Source organism: Gilliamella sp. App2-1, from assembly GCF_001690255.1.
Lineage (GTDB): Bacteria > Pseudomonadota > Gammaproteobacteria > Enterobacterales > Orbaceae > Gilliamella > Gilliamella apicola_G.
Genome location: NZ_LZGR01000017.1, coordinates 52,704 through 63,330, shown reverse-complemented (window position 1 = coordinate 63,330; position 10,627 = coordinate 52,704). Strand labels below are relative to the sequence as shown.

Sequence of the window (10,627 nt, the reverse complement as noted above, 5' to 3'; positions counted from 1 at the left end):
CAATCGGTAAGTATAAAGATAAAAATACAATTACGGGGAAAAAAATAAACCAATACAATTTTTTATATTGTGAAATAAATAATATTAAACATGTAGATGTAACTATATTGATTATAGTAAATTGGATATGAATACATCTAAATAACAGCCATAGTGCAAAGTATAATAGGCATGCATTGGTTATATTTACTAATATTTTTTTATTTGATGTCATTTTTCTTTTTCCATAGTGATGTAATAATTAGCAATATGATTAATATGATAAATCCAATAAAGAATTTATTATTGTCTTTTATTTTTATTAAAATATCAGTCGAAGCTGAATATAAAATTAAATAAGGCAATGCCCCTAAATATGAATAGAGCAAGTATTTAAATTTGTTTTCCTTAAAATAAACCCCCATATAATTAATTGCATTATATGGTATAGGGCTTAATCTCAAATAAAACAAATAATGAGGTTTTGAAGGATTTATTGATACTTTATATTTTTCAGTTAATGCTTTTATATCAAAAAATAAAAGACTCTGTGGAATGTAAATCATTATGAACATATTGATTATAATTCCTGTGCTTGAAATTAAAAAACCTTGTTTTTGTCCTAAAATCAAAATAGCTAATACATACAGGATTGGCATAGGAAAGAAGAATATTGGTAATATTGCAAAAAAAATTAGCAAATATAGTTGTACAAATTTTAAATTTTTTAAAATGTTAAAAATATAAACGTAATCAGTAATCTTAAATAAAAATAAGATTAAAATTAAAACCAGTAGTTTGATATAAATATTCATTTCTATATATTAGCTATTATCATCAATAAATAGTCATGCGATTGCTTGTTATAACTGTAGGAAGATGCTGGGATGTTTACGCTTCATGACTAAAATAATCCTCTAAAAATTTATAAGGCGTTTTACTCAAGATCACTTTAGGCAATTTAATCGTATTATAGTAGTTTACAAATCTCTTAAGCCTTTGTTTTCTATTTTCTGAATTGTTCAATATTTGCGGATTATGCCACATCTCTATTAAAGTGTGTATCATTTCTTTCGTTTTTCCCATTTGTTTAAGGGCAGATAGGTTTCGTGAATTTTTGATTGATACGATAGTTGTAAGGCGTTTTTACAAATAGGTGTTTGCTCATTCCTTGATATTCACATCAGATATACAATAAATATTTTCTGGTTTTCTGCTTCCTTTCATTTTTAAGTATAAGGTAAAAGCCTGGTGTCGACATACAACATTTCACACGGATAGATTTTATTACCGCGTTTAGCTTGTCGACTTAATTTATCTTCAATGAATTTTTTATTATTAATAAAAAGGTTAGATTCTTCACTCATGATTTTATAACGTTTGTTTTTACGCAGTAAGGAGATAAATAGCTTCAATCTAGCTTTTGTTAGCTCGTTATAAAAATATTTAGCCTGATCGGCGACTATTATTTTTTTCCCCTATAATATAGTTGCTATATCTCCAGCCAGTGAAACAACGTTATGCATATTCATTACAGTAGTTTCTCCAATTACTGTAAATAACGTGAGTAATTCCTATAGATTAATTTCCCATCTTATTAAATCTAATTTATTCTATGATTAGGTAATTATTCATGTTCATTAAGTGTCTAGTACCTAGCCATTTGTTTGTCAACCGTTAGTGCCCAAGCATCAATCCCGCCCGTAAGGTTATATAGGAAGTGGGGATCAAAGCCGTTTTCTGCTAAATAATAAGCAACGTTTAGGCTTCGCCTGCCATGATGACAATAAATAACTATATCGATCTCATCTGGGATTTTATCTAAATATAGCGGGATCATATTCATTGGAATATGCGTTGCGTTATTGATAACACAAATGGCTACTTCATTGGATTCTCGTACATCAAGCAGAAATAGATTTTCTTGCTGCTTTAATTTTTGTACAAGTTCGACTGGGGTGATTTCCTTTATTGTCATTATGTAAAACTCATTAGAATAATTGTCAAAAAGTTTCAGGTAGGTATGTGTTTCAGTATAAAATTTCAATTTTAAATTGATTAATATATCCTGCAATGATATTGCAGGATATATTTTTACCACTTATACCGCTAATGCCTTACTAATTTTTTCAAATAAATCTTTAGATAAATTTTCAATTTTTAGTAATGCTTCAAGTGCTTTTCGCATTTGTTGTTGACGTTTTTCGTCATAACGTTTTAATCGAATAAGCGGATCGATAAGCCTTGCTGCAACTTGCGGATTTTTTTGGTTTAACTCAGTAAGAATCTCAACTAAGAATTGATAACCACTGCCATCTTCAGCATGAAATGCCACAGGGTTATTATTGACAAAGGCGCCAATTAATGCACGAATCCGATTTGGGTTACTGAGTGTAAATGACCGGTGAGTTAATAATTTTTTCACGGTAGCAAGAACATTCTTTTCTGGGCTTGTTGCGTTCAATGCTAACCATTTGTCCATAACAAGTCCATCTTGATGCCATTTATTATCAAAGTCAGCTAATAAGTCAGTTCGACAATCCAGTTCAGCTTTTACCGCTACATTTAAGGCCGCTAAACAATCGGTCATATTATTGGCTTGATGGTATTGTTGGCCAACTAATGTATTGGCGCGCAAACTATCATCGGCATATGCTAATAAAGTTAAACAACAGTTTTTAAGTGACCGTTTAGCTATATCATTATGTTCAATTTGATATTGTGATGTTTTATTGTGGTGATAAACGGCTAATAATTCATCATAGAGTTCGTTTGCAAAATGAGTTAATAAAAATAGACGCACTTGATAAATTGCGATTGGATCAACCACAGTAAATAAATTCGCCAACTCGTTTTCAGACGGTAAGGTCAAGATTTGCGCAATAAGGAAAGGATCAGTATTTTCTGATAACAATACCGCTCTAAAACTATCTAATACTGAATCAGGTAGCATTAATTTCTGATTTTCCTGATAATTTTTTACATTTAAGCGAACATATTTTGCTAATAACATTTGAGCTGCATCGTAACGGCTAAATGTGTTAGTCGCGTGTTGCATTAAGAAAATAAGATCATTATCTTGATAATCATAAGTTAACTTAACAGGCGCTGAAAAATCACGTAATAATGAAATGATCGGTTTTTGAGTGACATTATCAAAGATAAATTGTTGTTTGTTTTGTGTTAAATTTAAAACATGGTGAATAGTTTTGCCTTGGTATTGCAGTGGAATTATTTCACCATTATGTTGATATAACTCGATATCAAGTGGGATATGCAAAGCTTGTTTTTGTGCTTGATCTTGAGTTGCTGGCGTATATTGTTCTACCGTTAAAGTATATTGTTGATTTTTTTCGTTGTAATTATCGGTAACGACAAGTTCAGGCGTACCTGATTGACTATACCATAATTTAAACTGAGTTAAATCGATACCTGAGGCATCTTGCATGGCGGCAACAAAATCATCGCACGTTGCAGCACTACCATCATGGCGTTTAAAGTAAAGTTTCATCCCTGCTTGGAATTTATCTTCACCTAATAAGGTGTGCATCATACGAATAACTTCAGCCCCTTTTTCGTATACGGTTACTGTATAAAAGTTATTCATTTCAATGACTTGTTCTGGACGAATAGGATGAGACATTGGGCTAGCATCTTCGGCAAACTGAACAGTACGCAAGAGTTTGACATCTTCAATACGTTTTACTGCACGTGCTCCCATATCGGCGCTAAATTCCTGATCTCGAAATACTGTTAATCCTTCTTTTAAACTGAGTTGGAACCAGTCACGGCAGGTAACTCTATTACCTGTCCAGTTGTGAAAATATTCATGACCAATTACACCTTCAATACCGAGATAGTCATCATCTGTTGCTGTTTGTGGTTTGGCAAGCACATATTTTGAGTTAAAGATATTCAAACCTTTATTTTCCATTGCTCCCATATTGAAAAAATCGACTGCAACGATCATAAAAATATCTAAATCATATTCAAGTCCAAAACGAGTTTCGTCCCAACGCATGGCATTTTTTAAGCTAGTCATTGCCCAGTGCGAACGATCTAAATTACCTTTATCAACATAAATTTCTAAATCAACTTTGCGTTTGGATTGCGTAATAAACTGATCTTTTAAAATATCAAAATCACCAGCAACCAAGGCAAATAAGTAAGCAGGTTTAGGGAACGGGTCTTGCCATTGTACCCAATGACGTCCATCAGCGAGTTCGCCTTGCGCTATGCGATTACCATTCGAAAGTAGGTAAGGATAACTTTGTTTATTCGCGGTAATGCGTGTTGAAAAGCGTGCAAGCACATCGGGTCTGTCAAGATAATAGGTGATATGACGAAATCCTTCTGCTTCACATTGAGTACAAAGCGCTTCGCCTGATACATATAATCCTTCAAGTGCTGTATTATCAATTGGTTTGATTTCGTTAACAATCGTTAAAGTAAATTCTGCAGGAACGCCTTGAATGATTAATCCTGTTTTCGTGATTTGATAATCATGCCATGGTTGCTCGTCGATATTAACGGAAATCAATTTAAGATCTTCACCATCTAAAATTAGATCGTTCGCTTGCTTATTTTTTTGAACGATGCGGCTACGAGCTGTTACAGTTGTTATTTCGGGTGCTAAATCAAAATCAAGATCAATGTCGGTAATGGTAAAATCAGGTGCTTTATAATCAAGACGGTTTTTTGCAATAGGTTGCGATTCAGGTGTTTTTGTATTCATGTTGTTATAACCTTTTTGGTTTGGACTCAATATATATGTTGTGCTAGCGAATATTATAGCTGATTAAAAACAATCTTATTACATAATTAATCTATATCTTCATTATTATTCTGCTATAATCTTCGGAATTTTCTTTAAAGTAATAACACTAAAATTACATGTTACCAGCGATAATTACATCAATATTAGATACTGATGCTTATAAGCTGCATATGCAGCAGGCCGTATTTCATCACTATCCTGAAGCAACTGTAGTTGCACAGTTTCGTTGTCGTAGTGATGATCTACTCGGGCAATATGCTGATCAAATAATGCATCAAGTGAAATTAATGGAATCATTAGCGCTATCTGATGATGAATTTAATTATTTATCAAATATCTCCTTTTTTAAATCTGACTATTTAAATTGGCTTAAAAAATGGCGTTTCAATAGTAATTTACTCACTATAAAAGATGAAGATGGAGTACTTTCCATTACGATTGAAGGTAAATGGTTAGATGTCATTTTGTGGGAAGTGCCATTACTTGCTGTTATCAGTGAAATTGTTCATAAAGATCGTTCGCCAAATATTGGCGTGCCCGAAGCATTAGCAAGGCTAAAAGATAAATTAGCGATGTTTAATGAAAAAACAGCTAATATGGATATGTCAGGCTTTAATTTAATGGATTTTGGTACTCGTAGACGTTATTCGTATGCGGTACAAGAGGCCGTTGTTAATTATTTGAAAAGGCATTTTAATAACTTTCACAGTACTAGCAATTATTTAATAGCCTATCGTTTAGGGCTTACCCCCACTGGAACGCAAGCGCATGAGTGGTTTCAAGCTCATCAGCGTTTAAGCCATAGACTTCAGGATTGTCAAAGCAATGCGCTTCAGGTTTGGTTAGATGAATATCCGCATGATTTGGGGGTGGCATTGACCGATTGTATTACAATGGATGCGTTTTTACGTGATTTTGATTTGCACTTTGCTTCTAACTACCAAGGGCTTCGCCATGATTCGGGTGATGCAATTGAATGGGGCGAAAAAGCGATTGCGCATTATCAGCAATTGGGCATAGATCCGCAAACCAAACTGTTAGTTTTTTCTGATAGCTTAAATTTTGATAAAGCGATTAACATCTATCAGCATTTCAATCAGCGTGTAAAATTGTCATTTGGTATTGGTGGATTTTTAGCTTGTGATATTCCATCTAAAGATGCTAATACTAAGGCATTGAATATAGTGCTTAAATTAACGGAATGCAATAACCAAGCTGTCGCTAAACTATCAGATAGCCCAGGTAAAACGATATCTCAGGATTTAGATTTTATTGATGAATTAAAACGAACTTTTAGTGTTAAATAATGATAATAATTTATATTTAACCCATTATTAATATTAAAAAATAATATCAGTAATAAAGGTTTTATTATTCATGGATTCCATTTTTGTTATGGAATAGTCGTTAGAATATATCTGTATTACTTTATTACTGTAAATATTACTTAAACAAATTAATGTAGAGATGGATAATTAAAATGACTTCAGTTGCATCTATTGTTGATGTGTTACAAGGCAAAATTGCTGTTGGTAGCACTATTTCGGTTCAAGGTTGGGTAAGAACTCGACGTGATTCTAAAGCAGGCATCTCATTTTTAGCCGTTTATGATGGCTCTTGCTTTGATCCTATTCAAGCAGTTATTGAAAATAATTTACCTAATTATGAACAAGAGATCTTACGTTTAACGGCTGGTTGTTCGGTTAAAGTCACCGGTAAAGTGGTGGAGTCGCCAGGTCAAGGTCAAAAATATGAATTGCAAGCAACACAAGTTGAAGTATATGGCTTTGTTGACGATCCGGAAACTTATCCTATGGCAGCTAAGCGCCATTCAATTGAATATCTGCGTGAAGTAGCACACTTGCGTGCAAGAACCAATATTGTTGGTGCGATAACGCGTGTACGCCATACGCTTGCGCAAGCTATACATCAATTTTTTGATGAGCGTGGCTTTTATTGGCTATCAACCCCAATTATTACCGCATCAGATACTGAAGGGGCGGGCGAAATGTTCCGCGTTTCAACACTTGACATGCTAAATCTGCCTAAATCGGATAATGGCAAAGTTGATTTTGATAAAGATTTCTTTGGTAAAGAAGCTTTCTTAACAGTTTCTGGACAATTAAACGCTGAAACTTATGCTTGTGCACTTTCTAAAGTTTATACTTTTGGTCCAACATTTAGGGCAGAGAATTCAAACACTACTCGCCATTTAGCTGAGTTTTGGATGATGGAGCCTGAAGTGGCATTTGCCGATCTAAACGATAATGCTAAGCTTGCCGAGGATATGTTGAAATTTGTGTTTAAAGCAGTGTTAGAAAAACGTGCTGACGATATGCAATTTTTTGCGCAGCATGTCGATAAAGAAGCAATTAATCGCCTTGAGAACTTTATTAATGCTGATTTTGCTCAAGTAGATTATACCGATGCTATTACTATTTTACAAAATTGTGATGCTAAGTTTGAAAACCCTGTTAGTTGGGGAATCGATTTAGCCTCTGAACATGAACGTTATTTAGCCGAACAACATTTTAAAGCGCCAGTAGTTGTTAAGAACTATCCTAAAGATATTAAAGCGTTTTATATGCGTATGAATGATGACGGTAAGACTGTTGCCGCAATGGATGTTTTAGCGCCAGGAATTGGTGAAATCATTGGTGGTTCACAGCGTGAAGAGCGTTTAGAAATGTTAGATAAGCGTATGGATGAAATGGGACTTAATAAGGAAGATTATTGGTGGTATCGTGATTTACGTCGATATGGTACAGTGCCACATTCAGGCTTTGGACTTGGTTTTGAACGCTTAATTGTGTATGTAACAGGTGTTCAAAATGTACGTGATGTGATTCCATTCCCAAGAACGCCACGTAACGCGAACTTTTAAAAAAGCTTAAATAGTATACATTATTTTTGTCCGGGGGTAATTTGGAGTAATAAGATGCGCTAATTTTAAAACAATATAGATTAAAAAACGAACAAATAGGTTTAGATTTAGCCTTAGGCATCCTATTTAATGAAAAGTTCGCTTGATTTTAAAAAAAAATTATACATAATTTAACATACTGTAAAAAGTAGATAAGAAAGTAATAGATAAAATATTATTTTTTGGATGAATAATTATTGTACAAAAATGGCGCTAAAACTTATGGAAGGTGTCATTTTAAAATAACCATGAGGGTAAAAATAATGAAACGTAATCTTTTAGCAATCGCAATCCCTGCTCTTTTAGTAGCAGCTGGAGCAAATGCATCTATCGAAGTCTGGAACAAAGATGGTAATAAAGTTGACTTTTACGGTCGAGTAAAAGCAGCTAACAACATCACAGATCGCGCCCAAAAGGGTGAAGGTGATGATACTTCAGCTCGTTTAGGTATGTCTGGTCAAACCCAAATCACAGATAGTGTAACTGGCTATGGCCGTTGGGAATACGAAGCTAAAGCAGGTAAAAAATCTGCTAGCGAAATACGTTATGCATTTGCTGGTTTGAACTTTGGTGATGTAGGCTCGTTCGACTATGGTCGTAACGATGGTGTGTTAAAAGCAATTACAGCTTATACCGATGTGTTACCTCAATTTGGCGGTGACGCTGCAAACAATGCTTGGAATGTACTTTCATCTCGTACTAAAGCAGTTGCAACTTATCGTAATAACAACTTTTTTGGTTTAACTGATGATTTAAGTTTTGCATTGCAATATGCTGATAATGGTGATAATTCAGCATATACTGAAGACTCTGTTAAAGATGAGTCAAGAGAAGCTTATGGTGCTAATGCACAATGGCGTATCTTTGATACAGGTCTAACATTGGGTGGTGGTTATGCTCAATCAGCTGTTAGTAATGATCGTCATAGTACTTGGACTACAGGTTTAAAATATGATAATTACAATTTATATTTAGCAGCTAGTTACTTCCAAAGTAAGTTAAAACGTTATGTAGCCGTAACAAGTGCAAGTGGTGGAAAAACCGTTGCTCATTCTGATGCTAAAATCAGAGGTATTGAATTAGTTGCTCAATATGGTATCGATTTAGAAGTGGGGCGTTTAACTCCATCTGTCGCTTATGTTGAACATAAAGGGAAACATGGTTCGGTTCATTATAACGATGAAAAACTATTCAGCTCAGTTAATTCACCTTTAGCTAAATATGTATCTGTAGGTGCAACTTACGATTTAAACAAAAATTTTAGTGCTATCGTAGAATATAAATTCAACCTTCTTAAAAAGGATGATGTTGGTGCTGGAAACAATACCGAAACTAGTGATAATAGTAATCATCCAGCTAAACCAGGTACTAAAGATGTGTTAGGTGTTGGTTTAATTTACCAATTCTAATTATTTTTAATATGTTATAGAAAGGCACTTAGGTGCCTTTTTTCATTTCTTAGATTTTTTTCTATCTAAAACACATTTTATGTTTAAAAAAAATTTACATTAAGTATTAAAATTCTCGTAATTTCGCAGAAATAATTTAACCTATTTTGTTAAATAGGCAAGATATGCAATAAAATCTATTTATTATCTAGTAAAAATAGTTATCACAGTAATAATGTAATTGCTATTTATTGGCAGTTATTTATTAAACTAAGAGCAAAATAATTTGCATTTTTAATAAAAATATACCTACGAGGGTAACAAAATGAAACGTAATCTATTAGCAATCGCTATTCCTGCGCTTTTAATTGCAGGTACAGCAAACGCTTCTATTGAAGTGTGGAATAAAGATGGTAATAAAGTGGACTTTTATGGTCGAGTTTATGCATTAAACTATATTACTGATCGCGATAATCAAACAGGTGAAGGTGACAAAACCACTGCACGTTTAGGTATGTCGGGTCAAACACAAGTGACAGACAGTGTAACTGGATATGGACGTTGGGAGTACGAAGCAAATACAGGTAAAAATGCTGATAACGAAACGCGTTATGCTTTTGCTGGTTTAAACTTTGGTGATTTTGGTTCATTTGATTATGGGCGTAATGATGGCGTGTTAAAAACATTAACGTCTTATACTGACGTTTTGCCAGAATTTGGTGGTGATGCTTCAAATAATGATCTTTATGCATTAACAGATCGTACTAAAGCCGTTGCTACTTACCGTAACTCAGATCTCTTTGGCTTGGTAAATGGTTTACGTTTTGCTGTTCAATATGCAGATAACGGTGATAACAGCTCAACCAGCCATTTTAAAAAAGCTCGTAATGATAAACGTAATAGTGCTGAAGCATGGGGTTCTGTTGTTGACTGGGATGTGCTTGATACTGGTTTATCTGTTGGTGCTGGTTATGCACAAACGGGTGGTCATAAAGATGCTAAAGCATGGTCAGCTGGTATCAAATATGATAACGACAACCTTTATTTAGCAGCGTTATATATTCAAGGTAAACAAAAATACGGCTGGGGCAATGCATCAACAACTCGTAGTGCTGACGATTTAAAAACAAAAGGTTATGAATTTGTTGCTCAATATGGCATTGACTTCGAAGTGGGTCGTTTAACTCCTTCTGTTGCTTATATCCAACATAAAGTTAAAGATGCATCTAATTATTCAAGTGATGCAGGGCTTAAGGGTAATGATTTAGCTAAATATGTTGATGTTGGTTTAACTTATGATTTTAATAAAAATCTACAAGCTATTATCGATTATAAAATCAACTTGTTAGATAAAGATGACATCGGTGCACGTCGTGCTTTATATGAAGATAGTTCATTTACTAAATCACAAATCAAGGGCACAACAAAAGACACAGTGGCACTTGGTTTAATTTACCAATTCTAATAGGTTTTATCTTGGTAATTTTAAAAGGCACTTCGGTGCCTTTTTTATTATCAGCTATCGATTAAATATTCTTTGTACTTTAATTAATACTCTGT

At 33.8% G+C, this 10,627-nt stretch carries 7 protein-coding genes; 4 read left to right on the top strand and 3 right to left on the bottom strand.

Annotated elements, in window-relative coordinates; translation table 11 throughout:
* Positions 1–200: 200 nt before the first annotated feature.
* From A9G22_RS02195 to pepN, 3 genes are all read right to left on the bottom strand, one after another.
* Complete coding sequence (locus A9G22_RS02195; protein ID WP_065586452.1) at positions 201–794, bottom strand: hypothetical protein; 594 nt, start codon at positions 792–794, stop codon at positions 201–203.
* 833 nt (positions 795–1,627) lie between these two features.
* Complete coding sequence (locus A9G22_RS02190) at positions 1,628–1,957, bottom strand: rhodanese-like domain-containing protein (RefSeq protein ID WP_065586497.1); 330 nt, start codon at positions 1,955–1,957, stop codon at positions 1,628–1,630.
* 123 nt (positions 1,958–2,080) lie between these two features.
* A complete protein-coding gene (pepN, locus tag A9G22_RS02185) occupies positions 2,081–4,714 on the bottom strand; it encodes an aminopeptidase N (protein WP_065586453.1) in 2,634 nt (877 codons plus the stop codon).
* Positions 4,715–4,872: 158 nt separating this feature from the next.
* On the opposite strand from pepN, the gene pncB reads away from it, so the two are divergent.
* From pncB to A9G22_RS02165, 4 genes are all read left to right on the top strand, one after another.
* Complete coding sequence (pncB, locus tag A9G22_RS02180) at positions 4,873–6,063, top strand: nicotinate phosphoribosyltransferase (RefSeq protein WP_065586454.1); 1,191 nt, start codon at positions 4,873–4,875, stop codon at positions 6,061–6,063.
* Between the two features lie 173 nt (positions 6,064–6,236).
* Positions 6,237–7,640, top strand: coding sequence for an asparagine--tRNA ligase (asnS, locus tag A9G22_RS02175; protein ID WP_065586455.1), 1,404 nt, complete (start codon positions 6,237–6,239; stop codon positions 7,638–7,640).
* Positions 7,641–7,942: 302 nt separating this feature from the next.
* Complete coding sequence (locus A9G22_RS02170; RefSeq protein ID WP_081296947.1) at positions 7,943–9,088, top strand: porin; 1,146 nt, start codon at positions 7,943–7,945, stop codon at positions 9,086–9,088.
* A gap of 304 nt (positions 9,089–9,392) precedes the next feature.
* Positions 9,393–10,532, top strand: coding sequence for a porin (locus A9G22_RS02165; protein ID WP_065586456.1), 1,140 nt, complete (start codon positions 9,393–9,395; stop codon positions 10,530–10,532).
* Positions 10,533–10,627: the final 95 nt, after the last annotated feature.